Annotated in this window: 14 protein-coding genes; 3 read left to right on the top strand and 11 right to left on the bottom strand. The window is 71.2% G+C overall.

From position 1 onward, the window contains the following. Positions 1-19: 19 nt before the first annotated feature. The 5 genes from C1N81_RS37915 to C1N81_RS37895 all read right to left on the bottom strand — a co-directional run bounded on the left by C1N81_RS37915 (position 20) and on the right by C1N81_RS37895 (position 4520). Complete coding sequence (locus C1N81_RS37915) at positions 20-1315, bottom strand: DUF6986 family protein (RefSeq protein ID WP_394435920.1); 1296 nt, start codon at positions 1313-1315, stop codon at positions 20-22. Between the two features lie 171 nt (positions 1316-1486). Continuing rightward, positions 1487-2449, bottom strand: coding sequence for an electron transfer flavoprotein subunit alpha/FixB family protein (locus tag C1N81_RS37910; protein WP_394435919.1), 963 nt, complete (start codon positions 2447-2449; stop codon positions 1487-1489). 75 nt (positions 2450-2524) lie between these two features. After that, complete coding sequence (locus tag C1N81_RS37905) at positions 2525-3313, bottom strand: electron transfer flavoprotein subunit beta/FixA family protein (protein WP_394435918.1); 789 nt, start codon at positions 3311-3313, stop codon at positions 2525-2527. Between the two features lie 188 nt (positions 3314-3501). After that, positions 3502-4008, bottom strand: coding sequence for a flavin reductase family protein (locus C1N81_RS37900; protein ID WP_394435917.1), 507 nt, complete (start codon positions 4006-4008; stop codon positions 3502-3504). A 173-nt stretch (positions 4009-4181) separates the two neighbouring features. Further along, positions 4182-4520: a TlpA family protein disulfide reductase gene (locus C1N81_RS37895; RefSeq protein ID WP_394435916.1), complete on the bottom strand. Its 339-nt coding sequence runs from the start codon at positions 4518-4520 to the stop codon at positions 4182-4184. Between the two features lie 240 nt (positions 4521-4760). On the opposite strand from C1N81_RS37895, the gene C1N81_RS37890 reads away from it, so the two are divergent. Then, on the top strand, positions 4761-5489 hold the full coding sequence (locus tag C1N81_RS37890; protein ID WP_394435915.1) for a lysophospholipid acyltransferase family protein: 729 nt from the start codon (positions 4761-4763) through the stop codon (positions 5487-5489). Between the two features lie 9 nt (positions 5490-5498). Here the strand turns inward: C1N81_RS37890 and C1N81_RS37885 are convergent, their stop codons facing one another. The 5 genes from C1N81_RS37885 to C1N81_RS37865 form a co-directional block, all read right to left on the bottom strand. Then, positions 5499-6185: a B3/B4 domain-containing protein gene (locus C1N81_RS37885; RefSeq protein ID WP_394435914.1), complete on the bottom strand. Its 687-nt coding sequence runs from the start codon at positions 6183-6185 to the stop codon at positions 5499-5501. A 21-nt stretch (positions 6186-6206) separates the two neighbouring features. Beyond that, the gene (locus C1N81_RS37880; protein ID WP_394435913.1) at positions 6207-6806 is read right to left on the bottom strand and encodes a transglutaminase-like domain-containing protein; all 600 of its coding nucleotides are present in this window, start codon (positions 6804-6806) and stop codon (positions 6207-6209) included. Positions 6807-6890: 84 nt separating this feature from the next. Then, a complete protein-coding gene (locus C1N81_RS37875; RefSeq protein WP_394435912.1) occupies positions 6891-7961 on the bottom strand; it encodes a threonine aldolase family protein in 1071 nt (356 codons plus the stop codon). Next, on the bottom strand, positions 7958-8719 hold the full coding sequence (locus C1N81_RS37870; protein WP_394435911.1) for an SDR family NAD(P)-dependent oxidoreductase: 762 nt from the start codon (positions 8717-8719) through the stop codon (positions 7958-7960). The genes C1N81_RS37875 and C1N81_RS37870 overlap by 4 nt, the downstream gene beginning before the upstream one ends. A 26-nt stretch (positions 8720-8745) precedes the next feature. Further along, the gene (locus C1N81_RS37865; RefSeq protein ID WP_394435910.1) at positions 8746-10155 is read right to left on the bottom strand and encodes a DUF6421 family protein; all 1410 of its coding nucleotides are present in this window, start codon (positions 10153-10155) and stop codon (positions 8746-8748) included. A gap of 251 nt (positions 10156-10406) precedes the next feature. On the opposite strand from C1N81_RS37865, the gene C1N81_RS37860 reads away from it, so the two are divergent. Both C1N81_RS37860 and C1N81_RS37855 read left to right on the top strand, forming a co-directional pair. Next, entirely contained in the window at positions 10407-10955 is a 549-nt protein-coding gene (locus C1N81_RS37860; protein WP_394435909.1) for an FABP family protein, read from the top strand. Positions 10956-11192: 237 nt separating this feature from the next. Beyond that, entirely contained in the window at positions 11193-11876 is a 684-nt protein-coding gene (locus C1N81_RS37855; protein WP_394435908.1) for a glycerophosphodiester phosphodiesterase, read from the top strand. Positions 11877-11879: 3 nt separating this feature from the next. On the opposite strand, the gene C1N81_RS37850 is transcribed toward C1N81_RS37855, so the two are convergent. Then, on the bottom strand, positions 11880-12431 hold the full coding sequence (locus C1N81_RS37850; protein ID WP_394435907.1) for a GNAT family N-acetyltransferase: 552 nt from the start codon (positions 12429-12431) through the stop codon (positions 11880-11882). Positions 12432-12448 lie beyond the last annotated feature (17 nt).

Raw genomic sequence — 12448 nt, 5'->3', positions numbered from 1 at the left:
CCCCTTCCTCTGGGCGATGTCAGGCCTTGACCGTCAGGTCGCCGCGGCGCGGCCCCGCGTAGCCCTCCAGGTCGGCCCGCGTCAGCCCGCTGAGCCGTGCCACCTCGGCGACGTCCAGGGCGCCGCAGTCCAGGCCGCGCAGGAGGTATCCGGCGAGGGCCTTGGCGGTGGCGGGCTCGTCGGCGATGTCGCCGGAGGCCTGCCGCGCGTAGGCGGCGAGGCGGGCGGCCGCCTGCTCGAAGCCCTCGCGGTAGAAGGCGAAGACGGCGGCGTAGCGCGTCGGGATGTGGCCCGGGTGCATGTCCCAGCCCTGGTAGTAGGCGCGGGCGAGGGCGCGGCGGGTGAGGCCGTAGTGCAGCCGCCAGGCGTCGTGGACCTTGGCGGTGGTGCCGACGGGCAGCACGTTGGTGGAGCCGTCGGAGACGCGGACGCCCGTACCGGCGGCGGCGACCTGCATGACGGCCTTCGCGTGGTCGGCGGCCGGGTGGTCGCTGGCCTGGTACGCGGCGGAGACGCCGAGGCAGGCGCTGTAGTCGAAGGTGCCGTAGTGCAGCCCGGTGGCGCGCCCCTCGGCGGCGTCGATCATGCGGGCGACGGCGGCGGTGCCGTCGGCGGCGAGGATGGACTGGCTGGTCTCGATCTGGATCTCGAACCCGAGCCGCCCGGCGTCGAGACCGTGCGCCTTCTCGAACGCTTCGAGGAGCCGGACCATCGCCGTGACCTGCTCGGGGTAGGTCACCTTGGGCAGGGTGAGCACGAGCCCGTCCGGCAGGCCGCCGTGCTCCATGAGGCCGGTGAGGAAGATGTCCAGGGTGCGGATGCCGCGGTCGCGGACCGCCGCCTCCATGCACTTCATGCGGATGCCCATGTACGGGGCCGCGGTCCCCTTCTCGTACGCCTCGGAGATGACGCGCGCGGCCCGCGCGGCCGTCTCGTCCTCGTCGGCGTCGGAGGCGGGCCGGTAGCCGTCCTCGAAGTCGACCCGCAGGTCCTCGACGGGCTCGCGCTCCAGCTTGGCCCGTACGCGGCTGTAGACGGGCTGGGCGAGGTCGTCGCTCAGGCCGAGCACCTCGGCGAACGAGGCCGCGTCGGGGGCGTGCTCGTCGAGCTGCGCGAGGGCCTGGTCGCCCCAGGAGCGGATGGTGCCCGCGTCGAAGGCGTCACCGGGGACGTACACGGTGTGGACCGGCTGGCGGGTGCCCGGGTCTCCGGGATAGCGGCGGCCCAGCTCCGCGTCGACCGGGGCGAGTGAGGCGCTGATGCCCTCGCTGACCGCGCCCGCGAGGCTCGTCGACACCTTCTCCTGCTGACCCATCCCTGCACCCTCCATACGCTCACTGTTTCCGCTTCACGGAATCAACAATCCGTATAGCGAAGTTAACGGCCGGGGTGATCGGCGTCAATGGCCCCCCGACATGGTCCCGGTACGCGGACGGGGCCGCGCGGCGATGAACGCCACACGGCCCCGTCGAGGCAGCGGAACAGGTCAGCCCTTGCGGGTCTTGACCTCGTCGGTGAGCTGCGGGACGACGTCGAAGAGGTCGCCGACGACGCCGTAGTCGACCAGGTCGAAGATCGGGGCCTCGGCGTCCTTGTTCACCGCGACGATCGTCTTCGAGGTCTGCATACCGGCCCGGTGCTGGATCGCGCCGGAGATGCCGTTGGCGATGTACAGCTGCGGCGAGACACTCTTGCCGGTCTGGCCGACCTGGTTGGAGTGCGGGTACCAGCCCGCGTCCACCGCGGCGCGGGAGGCGCCCACGGCCGCGCCGAGAGAGTCGGCGAGCGCCTCGATCAGCGCGAAGTTCTCCGCGCCGTTCACGCCCCGGCCGCCGGAGACCACGATCGCGGCCTCGGTCAGGTCCGGACGCCCGGTCGACTCGCGCGGGGTCCGGCCGGTGACCTTCGTACCGGTCGCGGCCTGCGAGAAGGACACCTCGAGCGCCTCGACCGCACCGGCCGCCGGGGCCGCCTCGACGGCCGCGCTGTTCGGCTTCACGGTGATCACCGGGGTGCCGGCCGAGATCCGGGACTTGGTGGTGTAGGACGCGGCGAACACCGACTGGGTCGCCACCGGGCCCTCCGCGCCGGCCTCCAGGTCGACGGCGTCGGTGATGATGCCCGACTTGATCCGCAGCGCCAGACGCGCGGCGATCTCCTTGCCCTCCGCCGAGGACGGCACCAGCACCGCGGCCGGGGAGACCGCGGCGACGGCGGCCTGCAGCGCCTCCACCTTCGGCACCACCAGGTAGTCGGCGTACTCGGCGGCCTCGTGGGTGAGCACCCGGGTCGCCCCGTGCTCGGCCAGGGCGGCGGCGGTGTCACCGGCGCCGCTGCCCAGCGCCACCGCGACCGGCTCACCGATCCGGCGGGCCAGCGTCAGCAGCTCCAGGGTGGGCTTGCGGACGGCACCGTCCACGTGGTCGACGTAGACCAGAACTTCAGCCATGGGACTTCAATCTCCTGCAATCACAAAGAAGGTGGGGTGAACCTGCCGGAACGGCCTGCGCGGCCGTTGTTCGGGCTAGATGAACTTCTGGCCCGCGAGGAACTCGGCGAGCTGCTTGCCGCCCTCACCCTCGTCCTTCACGATCGTGCCCGCGGTCCGCGCCGGACGCTCGGCCGCCGACTCGACCTTCGTCCAGGCACCCTCGAGACCGACCTCCTCGGCCTCGATGTCCAGGTCGGACAGGTCCCAGGACTCCACCGGCTTCTTCTTCGCCGCCATGATCCCCTTGAACGAGGGGTAACGCGCCTCACCGGACTGGTCGGTCACCGACACCACCGCCGGCAGCGAGGCCTCCAGCTGCTCGGAAGCGGTGTCACCGTCACGGCGCCCCTTGACGACACCACCCTCGACCGCGACCTCCGACAGCAGCGTCACCTGCGGCACACCCAGCCGCTCGGCCACCAGCGCGGGCACGATGCCCATCGTGCCGTCGGTCGAGGCCATGCCGGAGACCACCAGGTCGTAGCCGGCCTTCTCGATCGCCTTGGCCAGCACCAGCGACGTGCCAAGCGCGTCCGTGCCGTGCAGGTCGTCGTCCTCGACGTGGATCGCCTTGTCCGCGCCCATCGACAGCGCCTTGCGCAGCGCGTCCTTGGCGTCCTCCGGACCCACGGTCAAAACGGTGATCTCCACGTCGTCGTCGGAGTTCTCCGAGATCTGCAGCGCCTGCTCCACCGCGTACTCGTCCAGCTCCGAGAGCAGCCCGTCCACGTCGTCACGGTCGACGGTCAGGTCATCGGCGAAGTGCCGGTCGCCGGTGGCGTCGGGCACGTACTTCACGGTGACAACGATCCTCAAGCTCACGCCGGCTCTCCTACTGCAATCGTCTTGTACGGGGCGTCTCTGCCGCTGCGGCTGACAGCGCCTTCTACCAGGCAGCATAGGCGCCCGTTGCGGACAACTCCGGTCGGGGCGGCCCGCGCTCCGAACGAAATATTACTCGTCAGTACATCGAGTCGATGCCCACTAAGCAAGCGCTTTGAACTGTGACCTCAGTCGCGCAGCCCGTTGAAGCGGCCCTGGTGGTACAGGAGCGGGCGGCCGGCCCCCGCGGGGTCGCCGCAGATGGCCTCCGCGAGCACGATCCGGTGATCGCCCGCGGGCACGCGCGCGATGACCTTGCAGACGAGCCAGGCGAGGACGCCGTCGAGGACGGGGACGCCCTCCGGGCCCTCGTACCAGCGGGTGGGCGCGGCGAAACGGTCGGCGCCGCTCCTGGCGAAGGTGGCGGCGAGGTCGGCCTGGTGCTCGCCGAGTATGTGCACGCCGACGTGGCCGGCCTCGGCGACGGTCGGCCAGCTGGAGGCGCCGAGGCCGATGCCGAAGGAGATCACCGGGGGTTCGGCGGAGACGGAGGTCAGGGAGGTGGCGGTGAAGCCCACGGGCGCAGCGCCGGGGGCCGTGATCACCGCGACCCCGGCGGCGTGCTGCCGGAAGACCGAGCGGAGCAGGTCGGGGGTGGCGGGCCGGGCGGTGCGCAGGTCGGGCGTGGCCGTCATGGAGTTGTCCTTCTGCCGAGGGGTTCGGGCGGGGTCCGTGGCTTCGTCAGGAAGCAAGACAGCGCGCGCTCGAACAGCGGGCCAGGTCGACATGGACCCGCCCGTACAGAAGGAGTTCCTCAGGCATACGGTCAGACTGACGATACGTGGCGCGTGCAGTCAAGTGCGCCCCGTCAACTGGGAGCATGATCACTGACCGCGAGGCCGAGCGCGGCGATCACATCCGCCTTGCGCGGCTGTCCGGCCGCGCGGCGCACCTCACGGCCGTCGGCCGCCAGGACGAGCACGGTCGGCGTCTTGACGACGCCGCTGCGGCGTACGAGGTCGAGCCGGTCCTCGGCGTCGATCTCGATGTGCGAGACACCGGGGACCATCGAGGCGACGTCCGCGAGGACCCGCCGGGTGGCGCGGCACGGGGCGCAGAAAGCGCTGGAGAACTGGACGAGCGTGGCCCGCTCCCCCAGCTCCGCACCCAACTGCTCCGCATCGAACGTCACTTCACCCGCGGTCATCGTGCGCCTCCTCCATCCGCCGCTCCCCTTGCAGCACCGAAACGTCCGGCCGCATTCCCGGGCACGTGACGAGGATCTCGCGCGCGGCCGGAACCAGGACTGTTCTCCCGGCCGTTCTTGGGGCACGATCTGCGCAAGCCGGAAAACCTACGGCTGCGTAACTTACCGCGCGGGAGCCGCCTCGACCGAAAAGCCTTCGGAAGAAACTCCCCACGGCAATAAGAAGGGTCCACCCCCTCCATGGCAGAGCTCGTCTACCGTCCGGTCATCGGCGTCGCCAAGACGTTTTTCAAGGCGCTCGACCTGAAGATCGACTGCAAGGGCTCGGAGAACATTCCGCGCTCGGGCGGAGCCGTCCTGGTCAGCAATCACATCAGCTACCTGGACTTCGTCTTCGACGGCCTGGCCGCGCTGCCCCAGAAGCGGCTCGTCCGCTTCATGGCGAAGGAATCGGTGTTCCGGCACAAGGTCTCCGGCCCGCTGATGCGCGGCATGAAGCACATCCCCGTCGACCGGGCGCAGGGCGAGCACGCCTACCAGCACGCCCTGAAGGCGCTGCGCTCGGGCGAGATCATCGGGGTCTTCCCGGAGGCGACGATCTCGGAGTCGTTCACCCTGAAGAGCTTCAAGACGGGCGCGGTGCGGCTCGCGCAGGAGGCCGGGGTGCCCCTGGTTCCCGTGGCGCTCTGGGGCACGCAGCGCCTGTGGACGAAGGGCCGTCCGCGCAACTTCAAGCGGCAGCACATCCCGATCACGGTCCGCGTGGGCGAGGCGCTCGAAGCCTCCCGCGACCAGTACGCGGGCGCGCTGACGCGCAAGCTGCGCGAGCGCATGCAGGAGCTTCTGGAGGCGGCGCAGCGGGCCTACCCGGTACGCCCCAAGGGGCCGGACGACACGTGGTGGATGCCGGCGCACCTCGGCGGGACGGCCCCGACCCCGGAAGAGGTCAAGGCCGCCGAGGCGCGCTGACGCTGCCGCTCAGAGCGCCGGGTGGACGACGAGGCGGGCGCCGGGGCTGAACTTCTGGAGCAGCTCGGCCAGCTCGGCCCCCGCCTCCTCCAGGCCCGCGTGCGCGCCCATGCCCTCCAGGAGGAACAGGGCGTCCACGGAGGTGTCGGTGAGGCGGGTGCGGGTGCCCTGGCGCCAGTTCCAGCGGCGGCAGGTGACGCCCTCGTCGTCGCACCAGACGACCTCGCCCGCGTCCGGGTGCTCGACGGTTTCCTCGCCGGAGGCGACGGTGGCGAAGTCCTCCGCGCCGGTGGCCCTGATGAGGCGCATGCCGCCCTTGATGTGGCCGAGGTCCTCGCCGCCGACCGGGATGAGATGGGCGACGCTGATCGCGTTGTAGACGTCCACGAGCGTGTTGATGCGCGGCAGCCCGCCGTCGGCGAGGGCCCGCTTGGCGAGCGCCTCGGCGGAGTTGCGCGTGCGGTTCGGCTTGGCGCCGAAGGCGGTGTACGCGGCGCGCCAGGCCACCATGTGCGGGTCCTCCTGCGGGGCGCGCCCGTCGAGGCGCCCGGCAAGGCGGCTCGCCGCGTCGTCGAGCAGCGCCGACGTCTCCGGCGTACTGGGCGTGTTGACGAGCCCGTAGGCCTCGATCGCGAGGTGGTGGAAGTCCGGGCCGAGGGCGCGGACGTCGTCGGAGACGGTGATCTTGAGGGGCATGGCCTGCCTTACACGTGGAACTTACGACGGGAGCGAGTCGGGGAGGTTCTCCCAGAGGTACGGGCGGTCCGGGGCGCTGCGCAGGACGTCGAGCACCACCGGATGCGGTGCATCAAAGAGTACCGGATAGTCCATCTCATTGGACTCGGCATCGGGTATCCACGCCAGTCGCTCCCCGTCGAGCGAGAACTGGGCGTCGACGCCCGGCTTGTTGCCGCGCGCGTCCTGCCGGTGCCATGCGCCGTGGAACCGTACGGCGACGAGGCCGTGCACGCACCAGCCCGTGCCCGCGTCGTGCGTGAGCCGCTGATAGCACAGGGCGGTGGGGATGTCCTCGGCGCGCAGGAGCGCGGTGAGCGCGTGGGCCTTGGCGTGACAGATGCCGGTGCGCCGCTCCAGGACGTCGGAGGCGCGCCAGGTGACGCGCGGGTCGCCGCTGTCGGCCGAGTGCGGAATCGCGTCGCGGACGTACTCGTAGGCGGCGCGAGCGTATGCATATGAATCGGCCGCGTGGCGCGCGAGGCCGGCGGCCACCTCCCGGACGAGCGGATGATGGTGGTCGATGACGTCGTCCGCCGCCAGATACGCCGACAGATCAGGGTTCCGCTGGATCAGCTGCATGGATCGGAAGCATAGAAACGCGACCGGCCGCGGTCAATGGAATTGCGGCCGATCGCATACCTATGCAGAGGGTGAGTGGGGCGACTACCGCGCCATCTCCTCCTTGAGCGCCGCGACGAAGCCGTCCACGTCGTCCTCGCTCGTGTCGAAGGCGCACATCCAGCGGACGTCGCCGGCCGTCTCGTCCCAGAAGTAGAAGCGGTAGCGCTTCATGAGGCGCTCCGCGACATCGTGCGGAAGGCGGGCGAAGACGCCGTTGGCCTGCACCGGATGGAGGATCTCGACGCCGTCGACGGCGCGGACGCCCTCGGCCAGGCGCTGGGCCATCTCGTTGGCATGGCGCGCGTTGCGCAGCCACAGGTCCTTGGCGAGCAGCGCCTCCAGCTGCACCGAGACGAACCGCATCTTCGAGGCGAGCTGCATGGAGAGCTTGCGCAGGTGTTTCATGTGGCGCACCGCGTCCTGCTGGAGGACTACGACGGCCTCACCGAACAGGGCGCCGTTCTTGGTGCCGCCGAGCGAGAGGATGTCGACCCCGACGGCGTTGGTGAACGTACGCATCGGCACGTCCAGGGACGCGGCCGCGTTCGCTATGCGCGAGCCGTCCAGGTGCACGCGCATGCCGCGCTCGTGCGCGTGATCGCAGATCGCGCGGATCTCGTCGGGCGTGTAGAGCGTGCCCAGCTCGGTGGACTGCGTGATCGAGACGACCTGCGGCATCGCGCGGTGCTCGTCGTCCCAGCCGTACGCCTCCCGGTCGATCAGCTCGGGGGTGAGCTTGCCGTCGGGGGTCGGGACGGTGAGCAGCTTGAGGCCGCCCATGCGCTCGGGGGCGCCGCCCTCGTCGACGTGGATGTGCGCGGACTCGGCGCAGATCACCGCGCCCCAGCGGTCGGTGACCGCCTGGAGCGCGACGACATTGGCGCCGGTGCCGTTGAAGACCGGGAACGCCTCGGCGCCGGCCCCGAAGTGGCTGCGGATGACCCGCTGGAGGTTCTCCGTGTAGTCGTCCTCGCCGTACGCGACCTGGTGCCCGCCGTTGGCCAGGGCCAGGGCGGCCAGGATTTCGGGGTGGGCGCCCGCGTAGTTGTCGCTGGCGAAGCCACGGACCGTGGGGTCGTGGTGCCTGCGGGCGTCGGTCCTGGGAGGATTCACGGCTTCTCGGTCAGCCACAGACGGGTCCCGTTCACTTCGGCGGCGGGCTTGTCCCACACATCGGCGATGGCGTCGGCCAGCTCCGTGACGTCGGTGAAGCCCGCGAACTTCGCTTGGGGGCGCTCGGCGCGCATCGCGTCGTGCACCAGTGCTTTGACCACCAGGATCGCAGCCGCCTGACGTGGGCCGGACTCGCCCCCCGCCTTGCGGAACGCGTCCCCGAGGGCGAGCGTCCACGCCTCGGCCGCGGCCTTGGACGCGGAGTACGCGGCATTGCCCGCGGTCGGCTTCGAGGCGCCCGCGGCGCTGATCAGCAGGTAGCGGCCGCGCTCGGAGCGGCCGAGCGGCTCCTGGAAGGCGAGCGAGGTGTGCTGCACGGTGCGGATCAGGAGCTTTTCGAGCAGGTCCCAGTCGGCGAGGTCGGTCTCGGCGAAGTTCTTGCTGCCGCGCCAGCCGCCGACGAGGTGGACCAGGCCGTCGACGCGGCCGAAGTCCTTCTCGACGCGGCCGGCCCACTCGCGCGTCGCCGCCAGGTCGAGCAGGTCCACGGTGTCGCCTATGACGGTGGCGCCGCCGTGCGCGTAGCGCGCCGCGTCGACCGCCTCGGCGAGCCGCTCCGCGTCCGCGTCGGCGCCGATCACGGTGGCACCCGCCTCCGCGAGCCGCTTCAGCGTGGCCCGCCCCGCGGGCCCGGCCGCTCCGGCGACCGCGATCACGGCGCCGTCGAGGGAGTCCCTGGTGGCTTCGGTGTCGGTCATGGCAGTCGCCTCCTGTACGGAATCGCTCACGCGGCGACCCGCTCGCGGCCCGACGCGGTGATGCCCTTGGTTGAGGCGATCACATGCTTCAGCTTCTTGGACAGGGCCTCGTAGAACATGCTGAGCGGGAACTCGTCCGGGAGCACCTCGTCCACCAGTTTGCGCGGCGGCAGGCTCGTGTCGAGGGCGTCGGGGCCCTTGGCCCAGCGGGAGCCGGGGTGCGGGGCGAGGTAGGCCGACACCAGGTCGTAGGCGGCGAACCAGTGCACCAGCTTCGGGCGGTCGATGCCCTCGCGGTACAGCGTCTCGATCTCGCCGCACAGCTGGTTCGTCACCTCGGGGGCGCGGTCCCAGTCGATGTGCAGCTTGTTGTCCGTCCAGCGCACCACGTCGTGCTTGTGCAGGTAGGCGAAGAGGAGCTGGCCGCCCAGGCCGTCGTAGTTCTTGACGCGGTCGCCGGTGACGGGGAAGCGGAACATCCGGTCGAAGAGGACCGCGTACTGCACGTCGCGGGCCTGCGGTACGCCCTCGGCCTCCAGCTTCACGGCCTCCTTGAAGGCGGTGAGGTCGCAGCGCAGCTCCTCCAGGCCGTACATCCAGAACGGCTGGCGCTGCTTGATCATGAACGGGTCGAAGGGCAGGTCGCCGTGGCTGTGCGTGCGGTCGTGGACCATGTCCCACAGCACGAACGCCTGCTGGCAGCGGTCCTGGTCGCCGACCATCTCCGCGATGTCGGCGGGCAGCTCGACGCCGAGGATGTCGACGGCCGCCTCGGTGACGCGGCGGAAACGGGCCGCCTCGCGGTCGCAGAAGATGCCGCCCCAGGAGAAGCGCTCCGGGGCCTCGCGCACGGCGATCGTCTCGGGGAAGAGCACCGCCGAGTTCGTGTCGTAGCCCGAGGTGAAGTCCTCGAAGGTGATGCCGCAGAACAGCGGGTTGTCGTAGCGGGTCGCCTCCAGCTCGGCGAGCCACTCCGGCCACACCATGCGCAGCACGACGGCTTCCAGATTGCGGTCCGGGTTGCCGTTCTGCGTGTACATCGGGAAGAGCACGAGGTGCTGGAGGCCGTCGCGGCGCTGGGCCGCGGGCTGGAACGCGAGCAGCGAGTCCAGGAAGTCCGGCACGCCGAACCCGCTGTCGGCCCAGCGGCGCAGGTCGGCGACGAGCGCCTCGTGGTACGCGGCGTCGTGCGGCAGCAGCGGGGCGAGCTGCTCCACGGCCGCGACGACGCGGTCCAGGGCCAGGTCGGCGGCGGCCCGCGCGGGCGCGCCCTCGGCCTCGAAGTCGATCGACCCGTCCGTGCGCTGCCAGGTCCTGATCTCCTCCACGGCCTCCTTGAGCACAGGCCACGCCGGGTGGTCCACCACCCTGTCGCCGACCACCGGAGCCGGAGGAACGATTCCCTCCGCACCCGCCTGCACAAGAATTTCCGTCATGTCCCATCCTCCACAGGAGAACCTCGCGTCAGACCACCGTATGCGGGACCGGTTCTCCTGGACAAGGGGAGACGGAGGGGAGATTCAGGAAATCATCCGGCGAACCCCCGGGTGTCACCGCCGTTTTTCCTGTCGCGGCCGTTTGAAACGATGACCCCTGCCACAGCGGCCCGCGCAGCTCCGTCCGGGAACGCGGGCGTCCGGCCTAGGCTGTGGCCCGTCACCACCCGACCACCCCTGGGAGCCCGCCCGTGTCCGACGCCGCCGCGCCGCCGTACCCGTACCCGTACCCCGACAGCGACCGGCCCGACGGGGCGCCCGGCCCGCATTCGCTGCTCACGCCCGTGCTCGGGCTGCTCGGGGTCTGGCACGGGCGCGGACGCGGCGGGTATCCGACCCTCGACGGGGAGTTCGCCTACGCGCAGGAGGTCACCTTCACGCACGACGGCCGCCCCTTCCTGCGCTACGAGGCGCGGGCCTGGCTGCTCGGCGACGACGACGCGCCGCTGCGCCCCGCCGCGCGCGAGAGCGGCTGGTGGCGGATGCAGCCGGACGGCCGCGTCGAGGCGCTGATCACCCAGCCGACCGGCATCGCGGAGCTCGCGGTCGGCCGCGTGGCCGACGGCACGGTCGCCCTCGCGACCGACGGAGTGGCGCTCACGCCGACGGCGAAGAAGGTGGAGGCGACGACGCGCCGCTACGTCCTGAACGGCGCCGACACCCTGGAGTTCACCCACGAACTGGCCGCGGTGGGGCAGCCGTTGCAGCACCACCTGTCGGCGCGCCTGCACCGCCGGTAGCCGGACCCGTCGATCTCGCGGAACCCGACGCCCACGTCGGTCCCGTCGATCGGAGCCGTCGATCGGTCCCGTCGATCGGAGCCATCGTCAATCGGCGACGCACCGACCCGCGAACGAGTGAGGCCAACCGTTCGCCCAGGACCCGCCGCGCCCCCTCGCGGCGAAGCCGCACCCCGGTGCGGGCGGGCCGTTAGGCTCGGCCGGAGCCGATCCGCTGTCGACGGAAGCGAGACCACCTTGAACTTCCTCACCATCGGGCATCGCGGAGCCATGGGCGTCGAACCCGAGAACACCCTGCGGAGCTTCGTCGCCGCAGAGCGCGGCGGGCTCGACGTCATCGAGCTCGATCTGCATCTGAGCAAGGACGGCGCTCTCGTCGTCATGCACGACGCCAACGTGGACCGCACCACGGACGGCAAGGGCCCCATCGCCGAGAAGACCCTCGCCGAACTGCGGACCCTGGACGCGGGGCGCGGTGAGCGGGTGCCGGTGTTCGAGGAGGTGCTCGACGCGGTGAGCGCCCCGTTGCAGGCGGAGATCAAGGACACGGCCGCCGCACGCGCGCTCGCCGAGGTCATGCTGCGCCGCGATCTCGTGCACCGCGTCGAGGTGATCTCCTTCCACGACGAGGCCGTGGCGGAGATCGCGCGCCTCGTGCCCGGTGTGCGTACGGCGCTCGTCGCCAGCCGCTACGGCACCGACGTCGTGCGGCGGGCGGTCGCCGTCGGCGCCACCACCCTGGTCCTCAACATCCGCCGCCTCACCCAGGAGATCGTGGAGCACGCCCGCAAGGCCGACCTGCGGATCATCGGCTGGACCGTGAACACCCAGGACGACCTGCGGCTCGTCCGGGCGCTCGGCCTGGACGGGGCGACCACCGACTACCCGGAGATCAAGCGCACCGGCCGCTTCACCGCGTGAGCCTCAGCCGAGCGGCTTGACCAGGAGCTCGAACTCCAGGTCCGCGCGGAGCGGGATGCCGAAGCGCTCGTCGCCGTACGGGAAGGGGCTCATCTTTCCCGTACGGCGGTAGCCGCGCCGCTCGTACCAGGCGATCAGCTCCTCGCGCACGGAGATCACCGTCATGTGCATCTCGCGCACGCCCCACGTCTCGCGCGCCGTGCGCTCCGCCTCCGCGATGATCACCTTGCCGAGCCCGGCGCCCTGGAGGGCGGGGCTGACGGCGAACATGCCGAAGTAGGCGTGGTCGCCGCGGTGTTCCAGCTGGCAGCAGGCGACGATCGCGCCGTCGCGCTCGACAGTCAGCAGGCGGCTGTCAGCGTGGTGGACCACATCGCGCACGCCCTGCGGATCGGTGCGCCGGCCCTCCAGGATGTCCGCCTCCGTCGTCCAGCCGGCCCGGCTGTCGTCCCCGCGGTAGGCCGACTCGATGAGCGCGACGAGCGCGTCGACGTCGGCCTCGGTGGCCTCGCGGAAGCTCAGGCCGTCGGTGGCGGGGTGCGGGGCGGCGGTCATGGGCGGCTCTCCGAATC

It is taken from the genome of Streptomyces sp. SGAir0957, assembly GCF_043523415.1.
The sequence above is the reverse complement of the archived record's forward strand: the minus strand, read 5'-3'. Positions and strand labels throughout refer to the sequence as shown.

Bases quoted from the DNA above. Each gene is read 5' to 3' on its own strand.
- C1N81_RS37915 (WP_394435920.1), bottom strand. From the start codon at position 1,315: ATGGGTCAGCAGGAGAAGGTGTCGACGAGCCTCGCGGGCGCGGTCAGC.
- C1N81_RS37910 (WP_394435919.1), bottom strand. From the start codon at position 2,449: ATGGCTGAAGTTCTGGTCTACGTCGACCACGTGGACGGTGCCGTCCGC.
- C1N81_RS37900 (WP_394435917.1), bottom strand. From the start codon at position 4,008: ATGACGGCCACGCCCGACCTGCGCACCGCCCGGCCCGCCACCCCCGAC.
- C1N81_RS37895 (WP_394435916.1), bottom strand. From the start codon at position 4,520: ATGACCGCGGGTGAAGTGACGTTCGATGCGGAGCAGTTGGGTGCGGAG.
- C1N81_RS37890 (WP_394435915.1), top strand. From the start codon at position 4,761: ATGGCAGAGCTCGTCTACCGTCCGGTCATCGGCGTCGCCAAGACGTTT.
- C1N81_RS37885 (WP_394435914.1), bottom strand. From the start codon at position 6,185: ATGCCCCTCAAGATCACCGTCTCCGACGACGTCCGCGCCCTCGGCCCG.
- C1N81_RS37880 (WP_394435913.1), bottom strand. From the start codon at position 6,806: ATGCAGCTGATCCAGCGGAACCCTGATCTGTCGGCGTATCTGGCGGCG.
- C1N81_RS37870 (WP_394435911.1), bottom strand. From the start codon at position 8,719: ATGACCGACACCGAAGCCACCAGGGACTCCCTCGACGGCGCCGTGATC.
- C1N81_RS37865 (WP_394435910.1), bottom strand. From the start codon at position 10,155: ATGACGGAAATTCTTGTGCAGGCGGGTGCGGAGGGAATCGTTCCTCCG.
- C1N81_RS37850 (WP_394435907.1), bottom strand. From the start codon at position 12,431: ATGACCGCCGCCCCGCACCCCGCCACCGACGGCCTGAGCTTCCGCGAG.